Raw genomic sequence first — 26999 nt, 5'->3', positions numbered from 1 at the left:
GGAACGTGCCGGGCGGGCAGTTCGTGAGCCGGGGGACCTTGCGGCCGGTGAGCCGATGGGCCGGGCGGGCTGTGGGCCGGGCGGCCCGTGAGCGGGGGTCGGGGCCGGGCGGCCCGTGAGCGGGGTCAGCGTAGGACGAAGCCGGTGCCGAGGGGGTCGGCGGGGTCGAGGTCGAAGGTGTGGCGGCCGGTGCGGTAGGCCATGCCGTCGATCTCCGGCACGATCCCCTCGGCCGTCCGCCCGGCCACCCGGGCGGTGAAGCGGGTGCCGATCACGCTGTCGTGGGTCAGCGTGACGGCGTCGCCGTGGTCGGCGGCCAGCAGGGCCATGCGGGCGGCGGTGCCGGAGCCGCAGGGCGAGCGGTCCACCTCGCCGTCGGCGAAGACGGTGACATTGCGCTGGTGGAGGGCGGTTCCGGCGGCGGACAGCTCGTCGTGGAAGATGACGCCGTAGATCCCGGACAGCCGCTCGTCCCCGGGGTGGCGGGCGGCGGGGTGGTCCCGCAGCGCGGCCTTGACGCGGCGGCCGTGGGCGATGAGGGCGGGCAGGTGCTCCCGCTCCACGGACAGGCCCACGGCGGAGGCGGGCAGGCTGGCGTAGATGGCGCCGCCGTAGGAGAGGTCGAGGCTGACGCCGGCGACCTCGACGCCGCGGGCGATCACCCACGACGGCACGCTGCGGAAGGTGACGCCGGTGATCCGGCCCCCCGCGCGGGCCACGCGGGCCGTCACCCGCCCCGACGGGACGTCGACGACCACGTCGGTGGCACCGTCCGGGCCGGTGGCGACCAGCCCCTCCTGCACAGCGTGTACGGCCAGCGCGATCGTGCCATGACCACACGCGGTGGAATAGCCGTCCTTGTGCCAGAACAGCACGCCCAGATGAGCCCCGGCGTCGTCAGGCGGCACCAGGAAGCATCCGTACATGTCGGCGTGGCCCCGCGGCTCATGGCACAACAGCCGCCGTACATGATCGACCCCCTCGGTGGCCGACCGCCGTTCGAGCACCGTGGCGCCGGGAATGTCCGGCACGCCACCGGTCACGATCCTGAACGGCTCGCCACCGGTGTGGTAGTCGACCGTCGTGATCACAGCTCGAACCCTTCGGGGAACGGGTCGCGGGGATCGAGGAAGTACTGGGCGGTCCCGGTGATCCAGGCCCGCCCGGTGATGGACGGCACGACCGCGGGCCGCCCGCCCACGGTGGTCTCCTCCAGCAGCCGCCCGACGAAGCGGGTGCCGATGAACGACTCGTTGACGAAGTCGGCGCCGATCGCCAGCTCGCCCCGGGCGTGCAGCTGGGCCATCCGGGCGCTGGTGCCGGTGCCGCAGGGCGAGCGGTCGAACCAGCCCGGGAAGATCGCCATCGCGTGCCGGGAGTGCTGGGCGGTGGAGCCGGGGGCGGCGAAGTAGACGTGATGGCAGCCGCGGATACGCGGGTCCTCGGGGTGGACCGGCTCGTCGGTGGCGTTGATCGCGTCCATGGTGGCCAGCCCGGCGGCGATGATATCGTTCTTGGCGGCCCGGTCGAACGGCAGCTTGTAGGAGTCGAGGCCGGCGATGGCGTAGAAGTTGCCGCCGTAGGCGAGGTCATAGCGGATCCGCCCGAACCCGGGCACCTCGACCTCGGCGTCCAGCCGGTCGCTGAAGGCGGCGACGTTGCGGAGCGTGACCGACTCGGCGACGCCGTCCCTGACCGCGACGTCGACGGTGACCAGCCCGGCGGGGACCTCCAGCCGGATCGTGGTCACCGGCTCGCTCACCTCGACCATGCCGGTCTCGACCAGCACGGTCGCCACCCCGATCGTGCCGTGCCCGCACATCGGCAGCAGCCCGGACACCTCGATGAACAGCACGCCCCAGTCGGCGTCCGGCCGGGTGGGCGGCTGCAGGATCGCCCCGCTCATCGCGGAGTGGCCGCGGGGCTCGCGCATGAGCAGGTTGCGCAGGTGGTCGAGGTGGTCACGGAAGTACACCCGGCGCTCGGCCATGGTGGCGCCCGGGATCACCCCGACGCCGCCGGTGATCACCCGTGTGGGCATGCCCTCGGTGTGCGAGTCGACCGCGTGGAAGACCCGGTTGGTTCTCATGTCGCTCCTCTGGGGGGTGCCTGGGCCACGTGGCCGGTGCGGCGTACCTCGTGGAAAGTTATGCGATCCCCTCGGCGAGGGCCTTCTCGGTGGCGGCGCGGACGGCGCTGGCCTGGTCCTCGGTCAGCGGCACGCGCGGCTGGCGGCAGGGGCCGCCGCGGCGGCCCGCCACGTCCATGGAGAGCTTGATGGCCTGCACGAACTCGATCTTGGAGTCCCAGCGCAGCAGCGGGTGCAGCGTGCGGTACAGGGGCAGCGCCGTGTCCAGGTCGCGGGCGAGCGCGGCGCGGTACAGGGCGACGTTGGCGGCGGGCAGCGCGTTGGGGAAGCCGGCGATCCAGCCCACGGCCCCGGCGATGCCCAGCTCCAGCAGCACGTCGTCGGAGCCGACCAGCAGGTCGAGTCCGGGGGCGAGCTCGGCCAGCTCGTAGGCGCGCCGCACGTCCCCGGTGAACTCCTTGACCGCCACGATCAGCCCCTCGGCGTACAGCCTGGCCAGCAGCGCCGGGGTGAGGTCGACCTTGGTGTCGTAGGGGTTGTTGTAGGCCACGACGGGCACGCCCGCCTCGGCCACCTGGCGGTAGTGCTCCAGCACGGCGCGCTCGTCGGCGCGGTAGGTGTTGGGCGGCAGCGCGAGCACCGAGCCGCAGCCGATCTCGCGGGCGTGCTCGGCCCACCGGCGCGACTCGGCCGCGCCGTAGGCGCCGACACCGGCCATGACGCGCTCGCCGCCGATCGCGGCGACGGCGGTCTCGGCGACCTTGGCGCGCTCTTCCGGCGTGAGCGTCTGGTACTCGCCCAGCGAGCCGTTGGGCACGACGCCGTCGCAGCCGTTCTCGACCAGCCAGCGGCAGTGCGCGGCGTAGCCGTCATAGTCCACGGACAGGTCGTCGTGCAGGGGAAGCGCGGTGGCCACCATGACGCCGTGCCAGGGTTTGGTGCGTGTTGTCATCGATATTCCTTCTGTGGGGGCTCCGCTAGGGCGCCTAGGGAGATCGGCTGGGCGATGGGGCGGCGTGGGGGTTGCTGGGGTTCCCCGGCCAGGCAGGAGAGCGCGTAGCCGCACATGCGGCCCTGGCACCAGCCCATGCCGGGCCTGGCCAGCAGCTTGATCGAACGGGCGTCGGTGGCGCCGAGCTCCTGTGCCTCACGCACGCGAGACAGCGGCACCTCCTCACACCGGCAGATGAGCGTGTCCTGGGTGAGCCACGACTGCCAGCCCGGCCTCACCGGGTAGGCGCTCTGCAGCGCCGCGGCGAAGGCCCGCAGCCGGGCGCGCCTGCGCAGCAGCAGGCCGGGCACCTCGCCCGCGGGCCCGCCGGCGAGCGCGAGGCCGGCGACGCGGCCCTCGATCTCCGACAGCTCCCAGCCGCCGACGCCGGTGGGCTCACCGGCCGCCCACACCCCGGGGACGCTGGTGCGCTGGCGCGCGTCCACGTCCACGACCGGCGTGCCGTCGGTGTCGTGGCGGGTCCCGCAGCCGAGCTGGACGGCCAGCTCGATCTGCGGCACGAACCCGTAGCCGACGGCCAGCGCGTCGCACTCCAGCTCCTCGGTGCCCAGAACGTTCCAGTCGCGATCCAGTCTGGCCACCGTGACCGCGCGCAGCTCGTGCTCGCCGTGCGCGGCGATCACCGCGTGGTTCCTCCGGTACGGCACGCGCCGCGCGGCCAGCGCCCACGCGTACCCGGCGGCCTCGCCCGCCTTGGCGAGGGCCATGACCGGGTGCCGGGCCAGCCCCAGCCCGCCCGAGGCCTCGAACACCCCGGCCACCTCCGCGCCCGCCCCGGCCAGCCCGGCCGCCACCGGCAGCAGGAACGGCCCGGTCCCGGCCACGACGATCCGCCGCCCGGCCAGCACGCGTTCGCCCTTGAGCAGCGCCTGCGCGCCGCCGGCGGTGAGCACGCCGGGCAGGTCCCAGCCGGGGAAGGGCAGGGGCCGGTCGTGGGCGCCGGTGGCGATGAGCAGGCGCCGCGCCTGTGTCTCGGTGCGGGCGGCGCCGTGGGCGTGCACGGTGAATCCGTCGTCCTCGCGGCTGACGGCCCAGACCTGGTGCTTGAGCAGGACCTCGGCCCGTTGGCCCAGGGCGTGGGACTGGCGGGCGAAGCGGGGTTCCGGTTCCGCCCCGTGGGCGTGGCGGAAGTACTGACCGCCCAGGCGCGGGCCGCCGTCCAGCAGCACGACGCGCAGCCCGGCGAGCGCGGCGGTCAGCGCGCCCGCGACCCCGGCGGGGCCGCCGCCGATGACGGCCAGGTCGTAGGTCATGAGGTGCTCACCTCGTCACCGGGACGGGCCTCCAGCCGGCAGGCGCGCTCGGCCGGGCGGCCGTTGACCTCGACGAGGCAGTCGAAGCACACGCCGATGCCGCAGAACAGGCCGCGCGGCCGGCCGCCGAACCGGGTACTGCGCCAGGAGCGCACCCCGGCGGCGTGCAGCGCCGCGCCGATCGTCTGCCCCGGCTCGGCGGGCACGGCGCGGCCGTCGACGGAGATGTCGAACCGCTCCATCAGCCGGTCTCCTCTCGGGTGAAGCGGTCGGGGCGGAACGGGCGGAGGTCCAGGCCGGGCCGCTGCCCGGCCAGGAGCTGGGCCAGCAGGTGGCCGGTGGCGGGGGCCAGGCCGATGCCCGCCCCCTCGTGGCCGCAGGCGTGGTAGAGGCCGGGCGCGCGGGGGTCCTCGCCAATGACGGGCAGATGGTCGGGACAGTACGGGCGAAAGCCGCAGTAGGAGCGGATCGCCCGCACCTCGCGCAGGGCGGGGAACAGCGCGACGGCCTGCGCGGCCAGCCTGGACAGCACCGGCACCGAGGTGGTCCGGTCGAAGCCGACCCGTTCCCTGCTGGCCCCGATGAGGACGGGTCCGGCGGGGGTGCCCTCGACCACGGCCGAGGTCTCCAGCCCTTCGGCGTCGCTGGCCACGTTGGTGACGTACGCGGCGGTGTAGACCTTGTGCCGGATCAGCGGTTCGCGCAACGGTTCCGTCACCAGGATGAAGCCGCGTCTGGGCAGCACCGGCAGGTGGAGGCCGGCCAGCGCGGCGACCTCGCCGCCCCAGGTGCCCGCGGCGTTGACGACGGCGCCGCCGAGGATGTCGCCGTGGGAGGTGCGCACGCCGCTCACCCGCTCTCCGCTGCGCAGGAATCCGGTGACGGTGACGCCGGTGCGCAGGTGGAGGGTGCCGTGGCCGTAGGAGTCCGCGCCGAGCCCGATCAGGCGGGCGGCGGCGAGCATGGGCTGGACCTGCGCGTCCTGGGGGTAGTGGACGCCGCCGGCCAGCCCCGGCGCCAGGTTCGGCTCGTAGCCGCCCAGCGCCTCGCCGGGTACCGCCGTGTGCTCCACGCCCTGCTTGGCGGCCAGTTCGGTGAGCTGCCGCAGGACGTCGGCGGTCTCGGCGACGACGAGCCCGCCCTTGGCCTCGAACTCGAACCCGCCGTGCTCGGCCAGTTCGCGCCAGAGGCGGTTGGACAGAAGGGCGAGGTCGAGCTCGGGGCCCGGCTCCTTGTCGGAGACGAGCACGTTGCCCTCGCCGGATCCCGTGGTGCCGCTCGCCACGGGGCCGCGGTCGACGACGGTCACGTCCAGCCCGGCGCGCGCCGCGTAGTAGGCGCAGGCGGCGCCGACCACTCCGGCGCCGATGACGATGACGTCCGACATCGGCCTCCCTTCAGTAATATGTCACACTACACTGAACTTCGCCCGGTCGGCCAGAGGCCATCGCGGTGGAAGGACCGGCACATACGGCCCCTACCATCGATGACGTGAAGCTACCCACGGACCACCGGAACCCGATCATCAGGAGTCTTTTCTTCTGGGCGCCCACTCAGGCCTCGATCCGCTACTGGGCGCTGGCGTCGGTCGTGGTCAACGCGGGCATCACGGTCACCGGCGCCACGGTCCGGGTGACGGAGTCGGGGCTGGGCTGCCCGACCTGGCCCCAGTGCACCAGCGACAGCTACCTCCCGGTCCTGCATCCGGAGATCTCGCCGCTGCACATGGCGGTCGAGTTCGGCAACCGGCTGCTCACGTTCCTGGTGCTGGCGGTCGGCTTCGCCTGCGTGATCGCCGCGCTGCGTCTGGCGCCGCGCCGTCCCGACCTGGTACGCCTGGCCTGGCTGCAGCCGGCCGGCATCGTCGTGCAGGCGCTCTGGGGCGGACTGGTGGTCAGGAGCGCGCTGCACCCGGCCACGGTCGGCACGCACTACCTGATCTCCGTGGTGCTGATGGCCGCGTGCTGGCTGTTCTACGTGCGGACGGGCGAGCGCGAGGGAGTGATCCGGCGCACCGTGCACCGCGACATCAGGCGGCTGGCACAGGTCCTGGTCGCGGCGACGTTCGCGCTGCTGATGGCGGGTGTGCTGGTCACCGGCACCGGCCCCCACTCCGGCGACGAGATCGCCTCGCGCTTCGACTTCGACATCGAGACCGTGGCGAGGATCCACGCCGACCTCGCCTACCTCGTCGTCGGCCTGACCTTCGCGCTGCTGATCGCCCTGCACGTGAGCGACGCGCCACGGGCGGCCCGCCGGGCGGCGCTGGCGCTGCTGGGCATCGAACTGCTGCAGGGCGTCATCGGCTACACGCAGTACTTCATGGGCGTGCCCGCCTTCCTCGTGGGCCTGCACGTGCTCGGCTCGACCCTGGTGTGGATCTTCGCGCTGCGTGCGGCGACCGCCACGCGCGTGCGTGAGCCGGTGGGGACGCTCCCCTCCCCCAACCGGGAGCCCGCCACCGCCTGACCGGTTATGGCACGATAGGTCCGCCCCTCCCCCACCGGCGGAAGGCCACCCTTGTCGGGAAATAAGCGGAAGCTCCTGAGAAGGGGCTACCAGACACTCGTCCTGGCCAGCGTGCTCGCGCTGGCCCCCATGACCTGGGCGTGGCTCGACAGCTCACCGCACCGCGCCACCGCCGACACCGAGGGCTGGCTCGCGCGGGTCCCGGACGCGCAGGCCGCCCTCGTGCTCGGCGCCGGCCTGTACGGCGGGCAGCCCTCCCCCATGCTCGCCCGCCGCCTGGACATCGCCGCCGAGCTGTACCGGGCCGGCAAGGTGAAGGCGCTGCTGCTGTCCGGCGACAACAGCCGCAGGGAGTACGACGAGCCCACCGCCATGCGCGACTACCTGACCCACAAGGGCGTGCCGCCGGGCGCGATGGTCCTGGACTACGCCGGATTCGACACCTGGGACTCCTGCGTACGTGCCCGCAAGGTCTTCGGCGCCCAACGCCTGACCGTGGTCACCCAGGTCTTCCACATCCCCCGGGCCGTCACGCTCTGCCGTACGGCCGGCCTGGAAACCTACGGGGTGGGCGACGACTCGACCAAGCAGTGGGCGGCGGCGACCTACGTCTACGCGACCCGCGAGCTCCTCGCCACGGCGAAGGGCTTCGCCGACGCCGTCCTCCTGCGCTCCGACCCCGTCTTCCCAGGCCCAAGGGAAACCACCCTGGACCACATCCTGGCCCACCCCGCCCCCTAGGATCCCCAGGGCCGATCGTGACTGCGTCTCCGGCCAAGCCGTGACGGCCCAGGCGCCGACCCACGAGGTGCCGCAGGGCGCGATCCACCCAAGAGGGGCAGCGGTCGCGATGGCCCGGGTTCTGGTCCACGCCGGAGCCGGGTCGTCACGACCTGAAGCACCGGTTCACGTGGGCCGTGACGGCGGGGACCCCGTCCGACGTGAGAAGCGACCCCCACGATCGGCGCCCGCCCACGGCGGCGGGTGGTGGTGGGGTGGCGGCAGCCGTAACGGAAGGCGATCGTCCTCGCGCGCAAGAAACGATCGAGCAAGAGAGCGCCGAAACGCTATCTCCGCGCGGGGACGGGGAAGCCGGCGCGGGCGGCGCTCATGCATTCGAGGAGGGCGCGTTGTTCCTCGTGGAAGGTCTGCTCGTCGACCACCCGGCGGGCCGCGCGGTCGTGCAGCAGGCCGAGTTCGGTGGCGGCGAGCTGGTAGTCGCTCATCGCGCGCAACCCGCGTTTGCCGCCGTGCGCGCTGGCCCACTGGCGGGCGCGGCGGCGGCGGGACAGGGCCGAGAGCATGTGGATGTCGGCGGTGTCGACCAGGCGGGTCGGGGCGTAGGGCGGCAGGTAGCGCTGGATGAGGGCGACGATGCGCCGTCTGTCCTTGATGACGATGCCGATCATGACCAGGAGGACCAGCAGCAGGATCAGGTAGGCGATCACGAGGCCGCCGAAGCCGCCGTAGGAGGCCATGCCGTTCCACAGGCCGTGCAGGAGCATCGCGCCGATCCAGCCCGCCAGGATGTAGCCGACCCGCACCGAGCCGCTGCGCAGCGCGGCGTAGGCCACCGCGACGCCGATCATCGAGGTGAACAGCGGGTGCGCGAACGGCGACAGGATGCCGCGCAGCACGACCGTGACGGCCAGGCCCTCGACGCCCCTCTCGGTGAGCGCGGCCACGTAGTAGCTGACGTTCTCGCTCATCGCGAAGCCGAGCCCGACCATGCTGGCGTAGATGATGCCGTCGGTGGGGCCGTCGAGCTCGGCCCGGCGAAAGCGCAGCAGGCCGAGCAGGACCAGGCCCTTCATCGTCTCCTCGACGACGGGCGCGCCGAACGTGGCGGCGACGCTGCGGGCGTTGTCGGGGGTGAGGTTGGCGGCGTCGACGATGTAGTGCAGGTTGAGCGAGTTGACGACGCCCGCCACCAGGACGGCCACGCCCGCCCCCCACGCGAAGGCGAAGACGAGGTTGCTCCGCGGCTCCGGCTCCATGCGGTCGAGCGCGAGCACCGCCGCGAGCAGGACGGGCACCGGAGCCAGGGCCAGCAGGAGAGCGACGAGGAAGTCGACAGGCGCGCCGTTGATCACGTCGAAGGAGAGCGAGACGAGTGCGCAGATGCCGGTGACGACCAGCCCGATGATCAGGGCGAAGGATGGCCGGTCCTTGAACACCCAGCGTGGATCACGGGACGCCATAGGGTGACTTTAACGGATCGCGTGCACGGTGTCCCGCCGCACACGCTCAGCTGAGGAGCGGGTCGATGGCGACGGCGAGGAAGAGAAGCGCCAGGTAGGCGTTGGACCAGTGGAAGAAGCGCATCGGCCGCAGATCGACGCCGGTCTTGCCGGCGTTGACCCTGGCCAGCATGCGGTGGATCTCCCACAGGCACACCACGCCGAGCGCCAGCGCCACGATCGGGTAGAGCAGCGTGGTGCCCGCGACGGGCCACAGCAGCAGCGAGCAGATCACCGTCGCCCAGGTGTAGACGATGGACTCCACGACGACCCGGCGCTCGGTGGCGACCACGGGCAGCATCGGGATCGAGGCGGCGGCGTAGTCCTCCTTGTAGCGCATGGCCAGCGTCCAGGTGTGCGGCGGCGTCCAGAAGAACACCACGCCGAACAGCACCAGCGGCGTCCACTCCAGGCTGCCGGTGATGCCCGACCAGCCGATGACCACCGGCATGCAGCCGGCCAGGCCGCCCCAGACGATGTTCTGGGACGTGCGCCGCTTGAGGATCATCGAGTAGACGAAGACGTAGAACAGGATCGCCGACAGGTTGAGCGCGGCGGCGAGCAGGTTCGTGGTGACCCACATGCCAACAACGGACAAAGTTCCGAGGACGATTCCGAAGATCAGCGCGTTGCGCGGCGTGACCTGGTGGCGGGCCAGCGGGCGCTTGCGGGTGCGCCGCATCTTCACGTCGATGTCGCGGTCGATGTAGCAGTTGAGCGCGTTGGCGCTGCCCGCCGACAGCGTGCCGAACACCATGACCCACAGGGCCTTCCACAGGGGCGGCAGGCCGCCCGACGCGAGGAACATGACCGGCAGCGTCGTGATCAGGAGCAGCTCGATGACCCGCGGCTTGGTCAGCGCGACATAGGCCTTGACGACCGCGCCGAAGGAGCGCGGCGGCGCGGCCTGCGGGGCCGGGGCCGTCGATTGCCTGTTCGTGAGCACCGTCAAGGCGCTTCCAGCACGTGCGGAGTCAACGCGTAACCTCTGATTAGAGCGGATCCGTGAATGGACGCCGTGGCGTCTCTGCGAACACACAAACTGTAGTAGCAGGGTCGGCCGGTCCGGCCATGGGGGGCGTGACCCGCTCTCGGACACGCACGGAGCGGCAAGGGAATCGATCTTGACCGCGGCTCCGTTAGGGTCCGGTGTGGGCGGGAAATGCCAACCGGCACCACCTATGACAACGAGATTCCGGAGATCGAGCAGTTGAGCACCTTTGAATGGACCGACCTCGACAAGAAGGCGGTCGACGTCGTCCGAGCACTGGCGATGGACGCGGTGGAAAAGGCCGGCTCCGGCCACCCCGGCACGGCGATGAGCCTGGCTCCGGCCGCCTACCTGCTCTTCCAGCGCACGATGCGGCACGACCCGACCGACGCGAGCTGGCTCGGCCGCGACCGCTTCGTCCTGTCGTGCGGCCACTCCAGCCTCACCCTCTACATCCAGCTCTACCTTTCCGGTTACGGGCTGACGCTTGAGGACATCGAGGGCCTGCGTACGTGGGACAGCCTCACCCCCGGCCACCCGGAGCACGGGCACACGATCGGCGTGGAGACCACGACCGGCCCGCTGGGCCAGGGCGTCGGCAACGCGGTCGGCATGGCGATGGCCGCCCGCCGCGAGCGCGGCATGTTCGACCCGGACGCCGCCCCCGGCACGAGCCCCTTCGACCACCACATCTGGTGCGTCGCCTCCGAGGGTGACATCGAGGAGGGCATCAGCCACGAGGTCAGCGCGCTCGCCGGCCACCAGAAGCTCGGCAACCTGACCGTGCTGTTCGACTCCAACCACATCTCGATCGAGGACGACACGCAGATCGCGCTGTCGGAGGACATCCTCAAGCGCTACGAGGCCTACGGCTGGCACGTGCAGAAGGTCGACTGGACGAAGACCGGCGACTACACCGAGGACGTCGCCGCCCTGAACGCCGCCCTGGAAGCCGCCCGCGCCGAGACCGGCAAGCCGTCGTTCATCATGCTGCGCACGATCATCGGCTGGCCGGCGCCCAACAAGCAGAACACCGGCAAGATCCACGGCTCCAAGCTCGGTGCCGACGAGGTCGCCGCCACCAAGAAGATCCTCGACATGGACCCGGAGAAGTCCTTCGACGTCCCTGCCGAGGTGCTGGAGCACGCGAGGCTGGTGGCCGCGCGCGGCCGCGAGGCGCACGCCGAGTGGGAGAAGGGCTACGCCGCCTGGCGCCTGGCCAACCCTGAGCGCGCCGCCGAGCTCGACCGCATCTCCGCCCGTCAGCTGCCCGGCGACTGGACCAGCGCGCTGCCGGAGTTCGAGGCCGGCGCCTCGGTCGCCACGCGCAAGGCCTCGGGCGAGTTCCTCAACTCCGTCTCCCGCGTGTTGCCCGAGCTGTGGGGCGGCTCGGCCGACCTGGCCGAGTCCAACAACACCACGATGAAGGGCGAGCCGTCCTTCATCCCGGAGGAGCACCAGACCAAGGACTTCCCCGGCAACCGCTACGGCCGGACGCTGCACTTCGGCATCCGCGAGCACGGCATGGGCGCCATTCTCAACGGCATCGCCCTGCACGGCGGCACCCGGCCCTACGGCGGCACCTTCCTGGTCTTCTCCGACTACATGCGGCCGGCCGTACGCCTGGCGGCGCTGATGAAGCTGCCGGTCACCTACGTCTGGACGCACGACTCGATCGGCCTCGGCGAGGACGGCCCGACCCACCAGCCGGTCGAGCACCTGTGGGCGCTGCGGGCGATCCCGGGCCTGGACGTGGTCCGCCCGGCCGACGCCAACGAGACCGTCTTCGCGTGGAAGGCCGTGCTGGAGCACACCGACCGCCCGGCCGCGCTGGCGCTGACCCGGCAGAATCTGCCGGTCTACGAGGGCACGAGCGCCGAGGGCGTCAAGCGCGGCGCGTACGTGCTGCGCGAGGCCTCCAACGGGCAGCCGCAGGTGATCCTCATCGCCACCGGCTCCGAGGTCGAGCTGGCCGTGGAGGGCAGGGAACTGCTGGAGGCGCAGGGCATCCCGGCGCGCGTGGTCTCGATGCCGTGTGTGGAGTGGTTCAACGGGCAGGACTCCGCCTACCGGCAGAGTGTGCTGCCGCCCTCGGTCAAGGCCCGTGTCGCGGTCGAGGCGGGAATCGCGCTCGGCTGGCGGGAGTTCGTGGGTGAGGCGGGCGAGACGGTCAGCCTTGAGCACTTCGGGGCTTCCGCTCCCTACAAGACGCTGTACGAGCAGTTCGGCCTGACGGCCGAGCGCGTGGCGGCGGCGGCCAAGGCCAGCCTCGCCAAGCTCGGTCAGGACAAGGGCGAGACGACGGGAAACTGAGATGAGCAGCAGCGAGATCCTGAACAAGCTGTCCGGCCAGGGTGTGTCCATCTGGCTCGACGACATCAGCCGTGAGCGCCTGCGCACCGGCAACCTGGAGCAGCTGATCCGCGAGAAGAACGTGGTCGGCGTCACCTCCAACCCGACGATCTTCGCGGGCGCCCTCGGCAAGGGCGACGCCTACGACAGCCAGATCCAGGACCTGGCGGTACGCGGCGTCGACGTGGGCGAGGCCGTGCGCGCGATCACCTCCTACGACATCCGCTGGGCCGCCGACGTGCTGCGCCCCGTCTACGACGCCACCGGTGGCGTGGACGGCCGCGTGTCGCTGGAGGTCGACCCGCGCCTGGCCCGTGAGACGGAGAAGACCGTCGCCGAGGCCCGCGCGCTGTGGTGGATGGTCGACCGGCCCAACCTGTTCATCAAGATCCCGGCGACCCTGGAGGGCCTGCCGGCGATCACGCAGGCGATCTCCGAGGGCATCAGCGTCAACGTCACGCTGATCTTCTCGCTGGAGCGCTACCGCGCGGTGATGGACGCCTGGCTGACCGGCCTGGAGGCCGCGCAGGCCAAGGGGCTCAAGCTGTCCGGCGTCGAGTCGGTGGCCTCGTTCTTCGTCAGCCGCGTCGACACCGAGATCGACAAGCGCCTTGACGCCGCCGGCAAGCCGGAGCTGAAGGGCAAGGCGGGCGTGGCCAACGCGCGCCTGGCCTACGCGGCCTTCGAGGAGGTCATGAACTCCGAGCGCTGGCAGCGCCTGCGCGCCGCCGGCGCCCGCCCGCAGCGCCCGCTGTGGGCCTCGACCGGCGTGAAGAACCCCGAGTACCGCGACACGATGTACGTCGACGACCTCGTCGCGCCCGGCACGGTCAACACCATGCCGGAGAAGACGCTCGATTCGACCGCCGACCACGGCAACATCACCGGCGACACCATCCGCCCCTTCTACGAGCAGGCCTGGAACACGATGGCCGCGCTCAAGGAGGCCGGCGTCGACTACGACGACGTCGTGAAGGTCCTGGAGGACGAGGGCGTCGACAAGTTCGAGGCCTCCTGGACCGAGCTGCTCGACAGCGTGGCGAAGAAGCTGGCCGGTTAGTGGAAGTCACGATCCGCGACGAGGGGGTGGCCGCGGCCGCCTCCTCCGCCGCGGTACGTCTCCTCGACGACGGTGTGCCGCCACGGCTGGCCGCCGGCGACCCAGGGCTCTGGGGTGAGGAGGCGGCGGCCGGGGCGGCGACCCGCCTCGGCTGGCTCGACCTGCCCCTGACCTCTCGCGAGCTGCTGCCGGAGATCGGCAAGCTGGCCGAGTGGGCGGGGGCGCAGGGCCTGACCAACGTCGTGCTGGCCGGGATGGGCGGCTCCTCGCTGGCCGCGGAGGTGATCTGCAACACCGCCGACGTGCCGCTGACCGTGCTCGACACCAGCGACCCCCGGCAGGTACGCCGCGCGCTGGCCGACGACCTGGACCGGACCGTCCTCGTGGTGGCCAGCAAGAGCGGCACGACCGTCGAGACCGACGCCGCCCTGCGCGTGTTCGAGTCCGCCTTCCGCGCCGCCGGGATCGACCCCGGCGACCGGATCGTGGTGGTGACCGACCCGGGCTCGCCGCTGGAGCAGGCCGCGATCGACGCCGGGTACCAGATGATCCTGGCCAGGCCGGACGTGGGCGGCCGCTACTCGGCGCTGTCGGCGTTCGGCCTGGTGCCGAGCGCCCTGGCGGGCGCGGAGATCGGGCGGCTGCTCGACGACGCCGACGAGGTGACGCCGCTGCTGGCGCGCTCCGAGGGCAACCCCGGTCTCGACCTGGGCGCGGTGCTCGGCGGCGCGGCGCTGGCCGGCCGCGACAAGCTCATCCTGGAGGACCGGCTGTCGCAGATCACCGGGCTGCCCGACTGGATCGAGCAGCTCGTCGCCGAGTCGCTCGGCAAGGACGGCCGCGGCATCCTGCCCGTCGTCGCCGCCGACCCCGGCGGGGCCGGCGACGAGCTCGTCGTGGCGATCGGCTCCGACAACGGCGACGTGCGCGTGGACGGCCCGCTCGGGGCGCAGTTCCTGGTGTGGGAGTACGCGACGGCGCTGGCCGGGCGGCTGCTGGAGGTCGATCCCTTCGGCCGGCCGGACGTGGCCGAGGCCAAGCGCAACACCGCGGCGCTGCTGGAGCACCCGGCCGCGGAGCGGCTGCCCGCGTTCACCGACGGCCCGGTGGAGGTCTACGGCTCCACCGCCGCCCGTGACCTTCCCGGGCTGCTGGCCGAACTGCTGGCGGCCGTGCCCGGCGACGGCTACCTGGCCGTGCTCGCCCACCTCGACCGGCTGGCCGCCTTCGACGCGCCGGTGCCCGACGGCGCCGACTTCGAAGAGATGACCGACACCTGGATGGCGGCCGACGCGGCGACGTTGCGGGCGCTGCTCGCCCTGCGCACCGACCGGCCGGTGACCTTCGGCTGGGGGCCGCGCTACCTGCACTCCACCGGGCAGTACCACAAGGGCGGGCCACGGAACGGGGTGTTCGTCCTGATCACCGGCGTGGTGGAGGACGACCTCGGGGTGCCCGGCCGGCCGTACAGCTTGGGCGGGCTGCAGCTGGCCCAGGCGCTGGGCGACCTTCAGGCGCTGGCGGGCCGGGGGCGGCCTGCCGTACGCCTGCATCTGACCGACCGCGTGACCGGAGTCGCGCACTTGCTCGCAGCCGCACAGGAGGCTTGACATGACAGACCCGGCAGCGCCCGCAGAGGAGGCCGTCACCGTGGCGGCGGCCGTCGCGGGCACCGCCACCACCCTTGAGGTGGCGGCCGCCAACCCGCTGCGTGACCCGCGCGACAAGCGGCTGCCCAGGGTGGCGGGACCGTGCGTGATGGTGTTGTTCGGCGTGACGGGCGACCTGGCCAAGCGCAAGTTGTTGCCGGCGATCTACGACCTGGGCAACCGGGGGCTGCTGCCGCCCGGCTTCTCGCTGGTCGGTTTCGCGCGCCGTGATTGGAAGGACCAGGACTTCGCGCGGCTGACGCACGACGCGGTGAAGGCCAACGCCAGGACGCCGTTCCGCGAGGAAGTGTGGAAGCAGCTGGCCGAGGGGATCCACTTCGTGCCCGGGGAGTTCTCCGACGACGGCGCGTTCGACGCGCTGGCGATGGCGTTGAAGGAGATCGACCAGACGCGGGGCACGGGCGGCAACTATGCCTTCTACCTGTCGGTGCCGCCGAAGTTCTTCCCCGCCGTGGTGAAGCAGTTGAAGCGGACGGGGCTGGCCGACGCGCCGGAGGGTTCGTGGCGGCGGGTGGTGATCGAGAAGCCGTTCGGTCACGACCTGAAGAGCGCCCACGAGCTCAACGAGATCACCAACGAGGCCTTCCCGGAGTCGTCGATCTTCCGGATCGACCACTACCTGGGCAAGGAGACCGTCCAGAACATCATGGCGCTGCGCTTCGCCAACAACCTGTACGAGCCGATCTGGAACCGCTCCTACGTCGACCACGTGCAGATCACCATGGCCGAGGACATCGGCCTGGCCGGGCGGGCGGGCTACTACGACGGCATCGGCGCGGCCCGCGACGTGATCCAGAACCACCTGCTGCAGCTGCTCGCGCTGGTGGGGATGGAGGACCCGACCTCCTTCGAGGCCTCGTCGCTGCGCCGGGAGAAGGAGAAGGTCCTCAAGGCGGTACGCCTGCCGGCCGACCTGAAGAACAACACCGCCCGGGGCAAGTACGCGGCCGGCTGGCAGGGCGGCGAGAAGGTCGTCGGCTACCTGGAGGAGGAGGGCATCCCGGCCGACTCCACGACCGAGACCTACGCCGCCATCAAGCTGGAGATCGCCAACCGCCGCTGGGCGGGCGTCCCGTTCTACCTGCGCACGGGCAAGCGGCTCGGGCGCCGGGTGACCGAGGTGGCCGTGGTGTTCCAGCGCGCCCCGCACCTGCCGTTCAGCAAGGACGACACCGAGATCCTCGGCCAGAACGCGCTGGTCATCAGGGTGCAGCCGGACGAGGGCATCACGGTGCGCTTCGGCTCGAAGGTGCCGGGCACCGCGATGGAGGTGCGCGACGTGTCCATGGACTTCGCCTACGGCGAGTCGTTCATGGAGTCCTCGCCCGAGGCCTACGAGCGGCTGCTGCTGGACGTCATGATCGGCGACCCGCCGCTGTTCCCGCACCAGCGCGAGGTGGAGCTGTCGTGGAAGATCCTCGACCCGATCGAGGAGTTCTGGGCCACGCAGGGCCAGCCGGAGGACTATCCGGCCGGCTCGTGGGGCCCGCCGTCGGCCGACGAGATGATGGCCCGTGACGGGCGTGTGTGGAGAAGACTGTGACCACTTTCATGCTGACGGACACGACCGCGGGGAAGATCTCCGCGCAGCTCATGCACCTGCGCCACCAGATGGGCGCGCCCGCCATAGGGATGGTGCTGACGCTGGTGGTGATCTGTGACGAGCGCGACCAGTACGACTCCCTGCGCGCGGCCACCGAGGCCGCCCGTGAGCATCCCTCGCGCATCCTCGTGGTGATCAGCCGGGAGGCCGACGAGGCCAACCGGCTCGACGCCGAGCTGCGGATCGGCGAGTCCACGCCGGGCGAGGTCGTGGTGCTCCGCCTGTACGGCGAGCTGACCGAGCACGCCGACTCCGTGGTCAGCCCGCTGCTGCTGCCCGACACGCCGGTGGTGGCGTGGTGGCCCGGCGCGGCGCCGCGGGTCCCGGCCAAGGACCCGATCGGCGCGCTGGCCCAGCGCCGCATCACCGACGCCAAGGCCGTGCACGACGGCATCAAGGAGCTGGCGACCCTGGCCAAGGGCTACGCGCCCGGCGACACCGACCTGTCGTGGGCGCGGCTGACGCCGTGGCGCAGCCTGCTGGCCGCCGCCTTCGACCAGCCGGTGGGCAAGCTGAAGAAGGGCGTCGTGGAGGCCACCGCCGGGCACCCGAGCGCGCCGCTGCTGGCGGCGTGGCTGACCGAGCGCCTGGGCGCGCCGGTCAAGGTGGCGGACTCGGCGGGTCCCGGCCTGACCTCGGTACGGCTGTCGCTGGCCGACGGCGAGCTGACCGTGAGCCGCAGCGACGCCCGCCTGGCGACGCTGTCGCGGCCCGGCCAGCCCGACCGCAACGTGGCGCTGGCCAGGAGGACCACGGCGGAACTGCTGGCCGAGGAGCTGCGCCGCCTCGATTCCGATGAGATCTACGAGGCGGCGGTCAAGCGGCTGGCCAAGTCCTACAAGGGGTGAGAATGCCGGTGAGTGTTCCTTCTGTGGTCGTCCATCGCGACGCCGACGTGCTGGCCAAGGCCGTGGCCGCCCGGATCATCACGCGGCTGGTCGACGCGCAGTCGGCGAAGGGGTGGGCCTCGATCGTGCTGACCGGCGGCTCGGTCGGCATCGCCACGCTGGCCGCGATCGCCGCGACCCCTGCCCGCGACGCCGTCGACTGGCCGAGGCTGGACGTGTGGTGGGGCGACGAGCGGTTCCTGCCGGAGGGCGACCCCGAGCGCAACGAGACCGGCGCCCGCAAGGCGCTGCTCGACCACGTCGACCTCGACCCGGCCCGGGTGCACGTCATGCGCGGGCCGGACTCGGGGATGACCGCCGAGGAGTCGGCCGACGCCTACACCGCGGAACTGCGTGCGGCGGCGCGGCCGGAGGACCACGGGCCGGCGCCGAGCTTCGACGTGATGCTGCTCGGCATGGGGCCCGACGCCCACGTGGCCTCGCTGTTCCCGGGAATGCCGGCGCTGTACGACACGCGGCCGGTCGTGGCGGTGCACGGCTCGCCCAAGCCGCCGCCGACGCGGATCTCGCTGACGCTGCCGACGATCCAGGCCGCGCGCGAGGTGTGGGTGGTGGCGGCTGGAGCGGAGAAGGCCGGGTCGGTGCGGCTGGCGCTGTCCGACTCCGGCCCGGTGCAGGTGCCCGCGGCGGGCGCGCGCGGGCGCGGCCGTACGTTGTTCCTGCTAGATCGCGCCGCGGCGGCGAAGATACCGGCGGGGCTTGGCCGTATCGCCTCGCCGTGAGACGCGGCCCCACGGCTTGAAGATCGACAGCACGACGGCGACCAGCAGCAGGCTCGGGGCCACGAAGATCGGGTAGAGCAGCTGGTCCGGCGGCTGCGCGGCGGTGTCACCCGCCGCCAGCCGCCGTCCGTGCTCGGCCGCCTCGTACAACCCCGGGCGCAGGGAGAAGTAGATCAGCGTCGTCATGGCCAGGTTGATCGTCAGTTTGGCCGCCACCCACCAGTAGCGGATCAGCCCGTACCTGCCGCCCAGGCCCAGCGTGACACCGGTGGCCAGGCCGAGCAGGCTGGCGATGAGCATCGGCCAGACGGCGATCAGGTGCGCGGCCTGGAAGGCGGTCGCGGCGGTGGCGGTGTTGTCCGTGAGCATCGCGGTCAGCACGAGCACGCCGAGCGCGAGGTCGATGCCGATCCACGCGCTCACCGAGACGACGTGGCCGACCAGGACGACCTTGCGGGTTCTCGTTCCCAGTCTCATGACGTCCAGGGTCCGGGTTCGCGGCTCGGGCCGCGTCCGGCGCGGAGAGTCCGTGCGGGTACCGCGCCGCGTGTACGCGCGGGCGGGCGGGATCGGCCCCTGGGTGTACGCCCGCCGCCTGACCAGAAATGTTAGGCCTTGTCATGAGCAAGAGTCGCGTTTAGCTTCGGGGGCGAATCCTCACGAAGGGATACCCCCATGGCGTTGTTCCGCTGGGCAGCCGCCCTGGCCGCGGCCGCCGCCACCGTCCTGGCGAGCACCGCCCCCGCGCTCGCCGACCCCGCCCCGGCCATCCTCACCCCGGAGGCCGAACCGATCCCCGGCAGCTACATCGTGGTGCTCAAGGATTCCGGCGAGGTACGCGCACGGGCCGGCGACCTGACCGCGCGGCACGGGGGCACGACGTTCGCCGAGTACCGGCACGCGCTGCGCGGCTTCGCCGTGAACGCCACCGAGCGGCAGGCGCGCCGCCTGGCCGCCGACCCGGCCGTCGCCTACGTGCAGCAGAACGCCGTCCACCGCGCCTCCGACACCCAGCCCAACCCGCCGTCCTGGGGACTGGACCGGATCGACCAGCGCAACCTGCCGCTCAACAGCTCCTACACCTACGGGCCCACCGGGCAGGGCGTGCGGGCGTACATCATCGACACCGGCATCAGGCCGAGCCACGGCGACTTCGGCGGCCGCGCCTCGATCGGGTACGACGCCATCGGCGACGGCCAGAACGGCAACGACTGCAACGGCCACGGCACCCACGTCGCCGGGACGACCGGCGGCACCGCCCACGGCGTGGCCAAGCTCGTGACGCTGGTCGGCGTGCGCGTCCTGAACTGCCAGGGCTCCGGCACCACGGCCCAGGTCGTGGCCGGCATCGACTGGGTCACCGCCAACGCCGTCAAGCCCGCCGTCGCGAACATGAGCCTCGGCGGCTCCGCGAACACCGCGCTGGACGACGCGGTGAAGGGCTCGATCGCCTCCGGCGTCGGCTACGCGATCGCGGCGGGCAACGGGCTGTTCGGGCTGTTCGCGCTGGACGCCTGCACGCAGTCGCCGGCCAGGGTGCCCGAGGCGATCACGGTGTCGATCACGAACATCTCCGACACCAAGCCGTCGTGGGGCAACCGCGGCCCGTGCGTGGACCTGTTCGCGCCCGGCTACAACATCACCTCGGCCTGGAACACCTCCGACAGCGCCACCAACACGATCAGCGGCACCTCGATGTCGGCGCCGCATGTCGCGGGGGCCGCCGCCGCGTACCTGCAGGGCCATCCGACCGCGACCCCGCAGCAGGTCCGCGACGCCATCGTCGCCAACTCCACCACCGGCGTCGTCCGCAGCCCCGGCTCCGGCTCCCCCAACCGCCTCCTCTACACCCCGGGCCTGTGACGCCTGCGGGTTTCGGTTCGGGTTTCACCGCCCTTATGGGTTACGGCAAGCCGGGCTGACCCGCACGCGCCGACGTGCGCGGGCCCCCGTCCTGGCCGGTCGTGAGGGCCCACGGGGCCGCTCGCCGTGACGAGCGCCCCGTGGGCCCGCGCCGTGGCAGGGGGTGCCCGGCGGCCGCGGTCAGGGGGTCGGCACTGCGTCGATTTCGGCCAGGAGAGTGTGCTTGGCTTCCTTGGGCAGGTAGGAGGCGTTCACGCCGTTGCGGGCCAGCTGGGCGAGTTGGTCAGCCCCCAGGCCCAAGGTGTGGGCCACTCGGTACTCCTGGGACAGCGTGGTCGCGAACATGGGCGGGTCGTCGCTGTTCAGCGTGACGTACAGGCCCTCCTCCAGCAGGCGCGGCAGCGGGTGGTCCTCGATGCGGGCGACCTGGCCGGTGCAGACGTTCGAGGTCGGGCAGACGTCCAGCGGGAGCTGCGTCTCGCGCAGGTGGGCGACCAGGCGCTCGTCGCCCAGGCAGTTGATGCCGTGGCCGACGCGCTCGGCGCCCAGGCCCTCGATGACCTCCCAGATCGTCTCCGGGCCGGACATCTCGCCGCCGTGCGGGACGCTGTGCAGGCCGGCGGCGCGGGCCGCGGCGAAGGCGTCGCGGAACGTGTCGCGGAAGGGCGGACGCTTCTGTTCGATCCCGCCCAGGCCGAAACCTACCAATGCGGCGGGAGGTTCGTTGAGCGCGTGGTCGAGGGTGATCCGGGCGGCCTCTTCGCCGCACTCGCCGGGGATGTCGAAGATGTAGGCCATCTCGACGCCGTGGTCCTCGCGGGAGGCGGTGGCGGCGAGGTTCAGGGCCTCTGTCACCTCGCGCATCGGCATGCCCATGATCGCGTGGGCGTACGGGGTCACCTGGAGTTCGGCGTAGCGGGCGTTCTGGGCGGACAGGTCGCGGGCCAGGCCCAGCACCAGGGTGGCGACGTCCTCCGGGTCGCGGACCAGGGCGTTGACCGCCTGGTAGACACGGGCGAAGTGGGGGAAGTCGGTGAAGGTGTAGAACGCGCGGAGTTCCTCCTCGCTGGTGGGCACGCCGCTGCCGGGGTGGCGCCGTGACAGTTCCAGCACCGTGGAAACCGAGGCGGAGCCGACCAGATGGACGTGGAGTTCCACCTTGGGCAGGGCGTCGATGAAGGCGTCGATCGTCATGCGGACGACCATAAGTCGCCCCAAACGGGCAACGACAGGCTTTACAGCGAAATTTCACACAAGAATGTAAGCTTTAGGGTTACAAGACGCGCCCCCGGCATCTCCCCCGCTAGGCTGCCGACCGTGACCAACCCCCAGGTGTACGCCCGCGGCTTCGCGAGCCTCACCGCCCACACCGTGGACCCGCTGCTCAACCTCGTCCGCAAGAGCCGCGCCCCACGACTTCTGGACCTCGGCTGCGGCACCGGCGTGGTGACCGCGGCGGCCCTGGCGCTGGGCGCCGACGTCACCGCCGTGGACTCCGACCTGGACATGCTGGAGTACACCGCCCGCGCCCACCCCCACGCCGCCGTCCGGCTGGCCACCCTGCCCGAGCTCCCCTTCCCCGAGGGCGGCTTCGACGCGGTGGCGGGCAACTTCGTCATCCAGCACGCCCCCGGCACCCCGGCCACCCTCGCCGAACTCCACCGCGTCCTGCGCCCCGGCGGCACCCTCGCCCTGAGCTGGTGGAAGCGCGACGAGATGCCCGCCACCACCCTGCTGGCCGACGCCGCCGCCTCCGCCGGACTCCCCCGGGACCCGGACCCGCCGCGCGACTTCGACCGGTACACCAGCCCCGCGGCCTTCACCGCGCTGCTCGGGAAGACCGGCTTCTCCGGCGGCGCGGTCGACACCATCCGCTGGCGCCACCGCGTCGACCTCGCCACCTGGTGGGACGACGTCACCGGCGCCGCCGGGCCGCGCTTCGCGTTCATCCTCGAACAGGACGCGGCCACCGTGGAGCGCGTCCGCCAGGCCTACTTCGCCCTGGCCGCCCCCTACGCCGAGCAGGGCTTCCCGGTCTGCGCCCACCTGGCCCACGCCACCCGCTAGCCGGGGCGGCGATGACTTCGCGCGTCCGGAAGGGTCTGCCCTACACGTGAGCCGAACGCAAGGAGGCGCTTCAGGTGCGCAAGATCGTGTTCCACATGCAGACCACCCTGGACAACCGCATCGCCAACGCCGCCGGTGAGTTCTGGGAGCCGTTCCCGTGGGGCGAGGAGGAGACCGCGTACATCACCGGGCAGTTCGCCCGTGCCGACACCTGGGCGCTGGGCAGGACGGCGTACGAGACGATCGTGCCCTGGTGGGACCGGGTCGCGCGCGGCGAGAACCCCGGCGACGGCCCCCTCACCGCCGCCGACCACGGCTTCGCCCGGCGGCAGCGGGCCATGGCCAAGGTCGTCTTCTCCCGGACCCTGCGCTCCACGCCCGAACGCCTGGTCGTCGGCGGCGACCTCGTCGCCGAGCTCACGGCGCTGAAGCGCGAGGACGGCGGGGACGTCATCCTGTCCTGCGGCCCGGACACGCTCGCGCCGCTCGCCGCCGCCCCCGGGCTGATCGACGAGTACCTGTTCGCCGTCACCCCCGCCGTCCTGAGCTCGGGACCGAGGATGTTCGACGGCCTGACCGCCGACCTCGGCCTGCAGCTCGCCGACACGCGGGTGTTCGACGGCGGCGCGATCGTCGCGCGCTACCGCGTCGTCAGCCCGCTCTAGTGCGCCTTCTCCAGGCGCTGGCGGGCCAGGCGCTCCTCCCGGCGGGCGACCTCGACGCGCTGGTGGCTCTCGTTCTGCTTCTTGCGGGCCTTGGCCAGCTTCTTCTCCAGCCTGGCCACCTTCTCCGAGCGCTCGTCCAGCTCCTGAACGGCCAGCGCCAGCGTGTCCCGCCACTCCTGGTAGTCGGACTCGGCCTGGGCCAGTTCCCTGGCCCGCCGTTCCCCGGCCTCGCGCCGCTCCCGCTCCACCTCCTCCGGTGAGCGGGTGGCGCGGCGGGGCCGGGCGGAGGTACGGCCCAGCCCCGGCCCGGCCGACGGCAGCCCGGAGGGTCCGCCGAAACCGCTGTAGCTGAGCGGCTTCACCAGGCGGCCGAGCCGTACGAGGCCCGCCGCCTCCTCGTCCACCACGGCCGCGTCGAGGGTCTGGTCGGCCTCCGTGGCCGCCGCGCCGGACAGGCCGCCCTGGCGCAGGAGCCGGGCGAGCTTGCCGGTCACCTCGCCGCGGCGCCTGGTCAGTTCGGCGAGCGCGTCGGCGTCGCCCTCGGCCCAGGCGGCGCGCAGGTCCTCCCCCACCGACAGGAGCTCGGCCAGCAGGTCGGGATGTTCCCTGCGGGCGCGGTTGACCGCTCCGGCCGAGACCGTGGGCTTGCGCAGCGCGGCGATCTCGCGCGCCAGCCGTACCTGCCCGGACTCCTTCGCCGCGGCGGCCTCGGCGGTGCGTGCGGCGGTGAAGTCGGCAGGCGGGAGGCCATACAGGCGGTCCGCCACCTCGTCAAGATCCACACCTGTCAATTACCCCCCATCGGGGGGTTTGTAGCGCATAGTGGAGTCAGCCCTCTTAGCCGGGAGGCCCCCGTGTTCGAGCGTTTCACCGACCGTGCCCGCCGCGTGGTCGTTCTGGCCCAGGAAGAGGCCAGGATGCTCAATCACAACTACATCGGCACCGAGCATCTCCTGCTCGGGCTGATCCATGAGGGCGAGGGAATCGCCGCCATGGTGCTGCGGGAGAACGGCATCGCGCTGCCCGAGGTCCGCGTGGAGGTGGAGCAGATCATCGGGCACGGCCAGGCGTCGCCGTCGGGGCACATCCCGTTCACGCCGCGGGCCAAGAAGGTGCTGGAGCTGTCGCTGCGCGAGGCGTTGCAGCTGCACCACAACTACATCGGCACGGAGCACATCCTGCTCGGCCTGATCAGGGAGGGCGAGGGGGTGGCCGCGCAGGTCCTGGTCAAGCAGGGCGCGAACCTGAGCGCCCTGCGGGCGAAGGTCGTGGAGAAGACCCGCGGCCGCAACCCGGAGAGCCTGGCCGATCCGCTGATCGGGCCGCGGGCGACCCATCTGGAGGAACGGCTGACGCGCATCGAGGCGAGCCTGCGGCGGATCGAGCGGCACCTGGGCATCGCCCGTCCGGACGACCCGCCCGCCGAGGGCCGCGAGCCCGGCGGGAAGGACGACGGGGGCGAAGCCGCATCAGGCTGAGGCCTTTCCGCGGCGGGGACGTCAGGCCGAGGTCAGGGCGCCGACCGGAAGTCGCGACTCGACCACGCCGGGGTCGTCGGTGTAGCCCAGCGTCGCGCCCAGGGAGACGAGCAGGCGGCGCATCCTGACGTTGTCGGAGAGCATCGTGGCCCGCACCTCGGCGTAGCCCTGGTCGCGCGCCTCGGTCACCAGCATCCTGGCCAGCGCCGCGCCCAGACCGCGCCCCTGCCAGCGGTCCTCGACCAGGAAGGCCATCTCGGCGATGCCGGGATCCGGCGTGAACATCAGGTTCGCCATGGCCACGACCTGGCCGTCGTGCCCGGCCACGAGGGAGTGGCCGCGGGTGCGGTCGCAGAGGCGCTCGAACATGCGCGGCGGCAGCGCCGGCATCGAGGTGAAGTAGCGGAACCTGCGCGCCTCGGGCGAGCACCGGTCGTGCAGGTCGCGGACGGCCTCGCGGTAGATGCCGGTGAGCGGCTTGACCGTGACCTGGGCGCCGTCGGCCAGCCGGACGCCCTGCTCGGCGGTGGAGTGGTCGGGGGCGGGCTGCGCCAGCCGCACGAAGGAGGCCGCCCGCGCCGCCTCGGTCAGCGTGAAGGGCAGGTCCGCGCGGCGCAGCCGTACGGCGCGCCGGGCGGCGACCGGCACCACCAGCCGCGTCGGGTCGGGAAGATCGCTCACCGCTTCACCATAGGTCCATCGGCCGTCGTCCGCGCGCAGCAGCTCGGCCAGCAGCTCCGGCAGGCGCCACGGCATCGAGCGCAGCCGGGAGGCCAGCAGGAGCGCCCTGGTGGGCTCGTCGGTCAGCTCGTGGGCGGTGGCGGGCACCACCTGGACCCGGCGTCCGCCGGCCGCCTCCAGGGCGGTGCGGACGGTCTCGGGTGTGGCGGAGATCTCGGCGACGAACTCGTCGACGGTCCCGTCGGCGTCGGTCTGCACGCTCAGGCCGAGGATGTTGCCGCCCCGGCCGGCCAGGGCGGCGGCCAGCGAGGCGAGACGTCCGGGACGTTCGTCGACCGTGGTGCGGATGCGCAGGAATGCCATGTCTTCCAGCATGCGGGGAGGCTGTTTCGGACAAGCTAACACTCTGTTTCGCTCACACCCCTTTTCGATGCAGCGTGTTACATCCCGAATGCTGGAAGATGGGGTGCTATGAACGCGCGTGTGCCACTAGCTGAGGACTTCGTCAATGGCGAGGTGTCTTTCTGGTATCGCTCCTCCGGCGTACCGGAGCCCGGACCGCGCCTGAACGGCGACCTCCGGGCGGACGTGGTCATCGTCGGCGCCGGCTTCACGGGGTTGTGGACCGCGTACTACCTCAAGAAGGCCCGTCCCTCGCTCGACGTGGTGGTGCTGGAGCAGGAGTTCGCCGGGTTCGGCGCCTCCGGGCGCAACGGCGGCTGGCTGACCGGCGCGCTGGCCGGCTCCCACGGGCGCTACGCCAAGACCCACGGCGAGGACGGCGCGCGGGCGCTGCAGCGGGAGATGTACGCCACGATCGACGAGGTGATCGCGGTCTGCGCCAAGGAGGACGTGGACGCCGGCATCGTCAAGGGCGGCGAACTCACCGTGGCCCGCACCGGCGCCCAGGCCGGACGGCTGCGCGAGCTCGTCGCGGACGCGCGCGCGACGGGCCTGCGCGAGGAGGACCTGCGCGTGGTGGACCCCGCCGACCACCTGCGCGTGGCCGGCGCGGTGGGCGCGGTCTGGACGCCGCACTGCGCCCGCATCCAGCCCGCCAAGCTCGTGCGCGGCCTGGCGCGCGTGGTGCGCGACCTCGGCGTGCGCGTCTTCGAGCGCACCCCGGTCACGCGCATCCTGCCGCATCGGGCCGTCACGCCGTACGGCACCGCCGAGGCCCGGCACGTGATCCGCGCGACCGAGGGCTTCACCTCCCAGCTCAAGGGCCTGCGCCGCCAGTGGCTCCCGATGAACAGCTCCATGATCGTCACCGAGCCGCTGCCCGCGGCGTTCTGGGACACGGTCGGCTGGCAGGGCGCCGAACTCCTGGGCGACCTCGCCCACTACTACATCTACGCCCAGCGCACCGAGGACGACCGCATCGCCTTCGGCGGCCGCGGCCGCCCCTACCTGTACGGCTCCCGCTTCGACGCCCGCGGCAACACCCACGACTGGACCGTCGAGGCGCTCTGGCAGATACTGATCGACTTCTTCCCCGCCGCCGCCTCCTCGAAGATCGCCCACGCCTGGTCCGGCGTGCTGGGCGTGCCGCGCGACTGGTGCTCGACCGTCCACCTGGACCGTGACACCGGACTGGGCTGGGCGGGCGGCTACACCGGCCACGGGGTCACGACGACGAACCTGGCCGGCCGTACCCTGCGCGACCTGATCCTCGGCGAGGACACCGAGCTGACCGCGCTGCCGTGGGTGGGCAGGAAGGTGCGCGCCTGGGAGCCGGAGCCACTGCGCTGGGCGGGCGTGCACTCCATGTACCGCCTGTACCGTATGGCCGACCAGCGCGAGCGCTCCATGACCCGCACCTCGGCCCTGGCCCGCCTCGCCGACCTCATCACCGGCCACTGAAGGAGAACACTCC

Annotated in this window: 24 protein-coding genes and 1 pseudogene; 13 read left to right on the top strand and 12 right to left on the bottom strand. The window is 72.2% G+C overall.

Annotated features, from left to right (window positions below; translation table 11 throughout):
* Positions 1-125 precede the first annotated feature (125 nt).
* The 6 genes from ACIBHY_RS07935 to ACIBHY_RS07910 are packed head-to-tail and all read right to left on the bottom strand — an operon-like array spanning position 126 to position 5741.
* A complete protein-coding gene (locus ACIBHY_RS07935; RefSeq protein WP_397306282.1) occupies positions 126-1091 on the bottom strand; it encodes a proline racemase family protein in 966 nt (321 codons plus the stop codon).
* Positions 1088-2089 carry a proline racemase family protein gene (locus ACIBHY_RS07930; protein ID WP_397306281.1) on the bottom strand — a complete coding sequence of 334 codons (1002 nt, stop codon included), beginning with the start codon at positions 2087-2089 and terminating at the stop codon, positions 1088-1090. The genes ACIBHY_RS07935 and ACIBHY_RS07930 overlap by 4 nt, the downstream gene beginning before the upstream one ends.
* 58 nt (positions 2090-2147) lie before the next feature.
* Positions 2148-3041 carry a dihydrodipicolinate synthase family protein gene (locus ACIBHY_RS07925; protein WP_397306280.1) on the bottom strand — a complete coding sequence of 298 codons (894 nt, stop codon included), beginning with the start codon at positions 3039-3041 and terminating at the stop codon, positions 2148-2150.
* Positions 3038-4354 carry an NAD(P)/FAD-dependent oxidoreductase gene (locus tag ACIBHY_RS07920; protein WP_397306279.1) on the bottom strand — a complete coding sequence of 439 codons (1317 nt, stop codon included), beginning with the start codon at positions 4352-4354 and terminating at the stop codon, positions 3038-3040. Before ACIBHY_RS07920 ends, ACIBHY_RS07925 begins: the two co-directional genes overlap by 4 nt.
* Positions 4351-4596 (bottom strand): (2Fe-2S)-binding protein, encoded by a 246-nt coding sequence (locus ACIBHY_RS07915; RefSeq protein WP_397250190.1) that lies wholly within the window; start codon positions 4594-4596, stop codon positions 4351-4353. The genes ACIBHY_RS07920 and ACIBHY_RS07915 overlap by 4 nt, the downstream gene beginning before the upstream one ends.
* The gene (locus ACIBHY_RS07910) at positions 4596-5741 is read right to left on the bottom strand and encodes an NAD(P)/FAD-dependent oxidoreductase (protein WP_397306278.1); all 1146 of its coding nucleotides are present in this window, start codon (positions 5739-5741) and stop codon (positions 4596-4598) included. The genes ACIBHY_RS07915 and ACIBHY_RS07910 overlap by 1 nt, the downstream gene beginning before the upstream one ends.
* 104 nt (positions 5742-5845) lie before the next feature.
* Between ACIBHY_RS07910 and ACIBHY_RS07905 the strand changes: the two genes are divergently transcribed.
* Together ACIBHY_RS07905 and ACIBHY_RS07900 are read left to right on the top strand one after the other, a co-directional pair.
* Positions 5846-6823 carry a heme A synthase gene (locus ACIBHY_RS07905; RefSeq protein ID WP_397306277.1) on the top strand — a complete coding sequence of 326 codons (978 nt, stop codon included), beginning with the start codon at positions 5846-5848 and terminating at the stop codon, positions 6821-6823.
* A 51-nt stretch (positions 6824-6874) separates the two neighbouring features.
* Complete coding sequence (locus tag ACIBHY_RS07900) at positions 6875-7564, top strand: vancomycin high temperature exclusion protein (RefSeq protein WP_397250196.1); 690 nt, start codon at positions 6875-6877, stop codon at positions 7562-7564.
* Between the two features lie 326 nt (positions 7565-7890).
* Here ACIBHY_RS07900 and ACIBHY_RS07895 read toward each other — a convergent pair whose 3' ends face one another.
* Together ACIBHY_RS07895 and ACIBHY_RS07890 are read right to left on the bottom strand one after the other, a co-directional pair.
* Positions 7891-9024 carry a PrsW family intramembrane metalloprotease gene (locus ACIBHY_RS07895; RefSeq protein ID WP_397250198.1) on the bottom strand — a complete coding sequence of 378 codons (1134 nt, stop codon included), beginning with the start codon at positions 9022-9024 and terminating at the stop codon, positions 7891-7893.
* Positions 9025-9070: 46 nt separating this feature from the next.
* Positions 9071-10015: a heme o synthase gene (locus ACIBHY_RS07890; RefSeq protein ID WP_397250200.1), complete on the bottom strand. Its 945-nt coding sequence runs from the start codon at positions 10013-10015 to the stop codon at positions 9071-9073.
* Between the two features lie 321 nt (positions 10016-10336).
* Between ACIBHY_RS07890 and tkt the strand changes: the two genes are divergently transcribed.
* The 6 genes from tkt to pgl are packed head-to-tail and all read left to right on the top strand — an operon-like array spanning position 10337 to position 18369.
* Positions 10337-12367, top strand: a complete 2031-nt coding sequence (gene tkt, locus ACIBHY_RS07885) for a transketolase (RefSeq protein WP_397250326.1) — start codon at positions 10337-10339, stop codon at positions 12365-12367.
* 1 nt (position 12368) lies between these two features.
* On the top strand, positions 12369-13466 hold the full coding sequence (gene tal, locus ACIBHY_RS07880) for a transaldolase (RefSeq protein ID WP_397250202.1): 1098 nt from the start codon (positions 12369-12371) through the stop codon (positions 13464-13466).
* The gene (locus tag ACIBHY_RS07875) at positions 13466-15076 is read left to right on the top strand and encodes a glucose-6-phosphate isomerase (protein WP_397250204.1); all 1611 of its coding nucleotides are present in this window, start codon (positions 13466-13468) and stop codon (positions 15074-15076) included. Before tal ends, ACIBHY_RS07875 begins: the two co-directional genes overlap by 1 nt.
* A 1-nt stretch (position 15077) precedes the next feature.
* Entirely contained in the window at positions 15078-16679 is a 1602-nt protein-coding gene (gene zwf, locus ACIBHY_RS07870; protein WP_397250206.1) for a glucose-6-phosphate dehydrogenase, read from the top strand.
* Positions 16676-17587 (top strand): glucose-6-phosphate dehydrogenase assembly protein OpcA, encoded by a 912-nt coding sequence (gene opcA, locus ACIBHY_RS07865; RefSeq protein WP_397250208.1) that lies wholly within the window; start codon positions 16676-16678, stop codon positions 17585-17587. Before zwf ends, opcA begins: the two co-directional genes overlap by 4 nt.
* A gap of 8 nt (positions 17588-17595) precedes the next feature.
* Positions 17596-18369: a 6-phosphogluconolactonase gene (gene pgl / locus ACIBHY_RS07860; protein ID WP_397250210.1), complete on the top strand. Its 774-nt coding sequence runs from the start codon at positions 17596-17598 to the stop codon at positions 18367-18369.
* Here pgl and ACIBHY_RS07855 read toward each other — a convergent pair.
* On the bottom strand, positions 18310-18846 hold the full coding sequence (locus ACIBHY_RS07855) for a hypothetical protein (RefSeq protein ID WP_397306276.1): 537 nt from the start codon (positions 18844-18846) through the stop codon (positions 18310-18312). The two genes, pgl and ACIBHY_RS07855, sit on opposite strands and share 60 nt — an antisense overlap.
* A 198-nt stretch (positions 18847-19044) precedes the next feature.
* Between ACIBHY_RS07855 and ACIBHY_RS07850 the strand changes: the two genes are divergently transcribed.
* On the top strand, positions 19045-20232 hold the full coding sequence (locus tag ACIBHY_RS07850; protein WP_397306275.1) for a S8 family serine peptidase: 1188 nt from the start codon (positions 19045-19047) through the stop codon (positions 20230-20232).
* Positions 20233-20412: 180 nt separating this feature from the next.
* Here the strand turns inward: ACIBHY_RS07850 and add are convergent, their stop codons facing one another.
* Entirely contained in the window at positions 20413-21426 is a 1014-nt protein-coding gene (add, locus tag ACIBHY_RS07845) for an adenosine deaminase (protein ID WP_397306274.1), read from the bottom strand.
* Between the two features lie 123 nt (positions 21427-21549).
* Between add and ACIBHY_RS07840 the strand changes: the two genes are divergently transcribed.
* Positions 21550-22299 (top strand): class I SAM-dependent methyltransferase, encoded by a 750-nt coding sequence (locus tag ACIBHY_RS07840; protein ID WP_397306273.1) that lies wholly within the window; start codon positions 21550-21552, stop codon positions 22297-22299.
* Positions 22300-22373: 74 nt separating this feature from the next.
* The gene (locus ACIBHY_RS07835) at positions 22374-22964 is read left to right on the top strand and encodes a dihydrofolate reductase family protein (protein ID WP_397306272.1); all 591 of its coding nucleotides are present in this window, start codon (positions 22374-22376) and stop codon (positions 22962-22964) included.
* Here the strand turns inward: ACIBHY_RS07835 and ACIBHY_RS07830 are convergent.
* On the bottom strand, positions 22961-23731 hold the full coding sequence (locus ACIBHY_RS07830; protein ID WP_397306271.1) for a hypothetical protein: 771 nt from the start codon (positions 23729-23731) through the stop codon (positions 22961-22963). The genes ACIBHY_RS07835 and ACIBHY_RS07830 overlap by 4 nt on opposite strands.
* An 87-nt stretch (positions 23732-23818) precedes the next feature.
* On the opposite strand from ACIBHY_RS07830, the pseudogene ACIBHY_RS07825 reads away from it, so the two are divergent.
* A pseudogene (locus tag ACIBHY_RS07825) lies at positions 23819-24215 on the top strand (Clp protease N-terminal domain-containing protein); the annotation flags it as partial.
* Positions 24216-24463: 248 nt separating this feature from the next.
* On the opposite strand, the gene ACIBHY_RS07820 reads toward ACIBHY_RS07825, so the two are convergent.
* Positions 24464-25498: a GNAT family N-acetyltransferase gene (locus tag ACIBHY_RS07820; RefSeq protein WP_397250224.1), complete on the bottom strand. Its 1035-nt coding sequence runs from the start codon at positions 25496-25498 to the stop codon at positions 24464-24466.
* Positions 25499-25594: 96 nt separating this feature from the next.
* Here ACIBHY_RS07820 and ACIBHY_RS07815 point away from each other — a divergent pair, with 96 nt between their 5' ends.
* Positions 25595-26986, top strand: a complete 1392-nt coding sequence (locus tag ACIBHY_RS07815; RefSeq protein ID WP_397306270.1) for an NAD(P)/FAD-dependent oxidoreductase — start codon at positions 25595-25597, stop codon at positions 26984-26986.
* Positions 26987-26999 lie beyond the last annotated feature (13 nt).

Source organism: Nonomuraea sp. NPDC050547 (assembly GCF_044457345.1).
Taxonomy (GTDB): Bacteria; Actinomycetota; Actinomycetes; order Streptosporangiales; family Streptosporangiaceae; genus Nonomuraea.
Note: the sequence above shows the minus strand (reverse complement) of the source record. Positions and strands in the feature narration are given on the sequence as shown.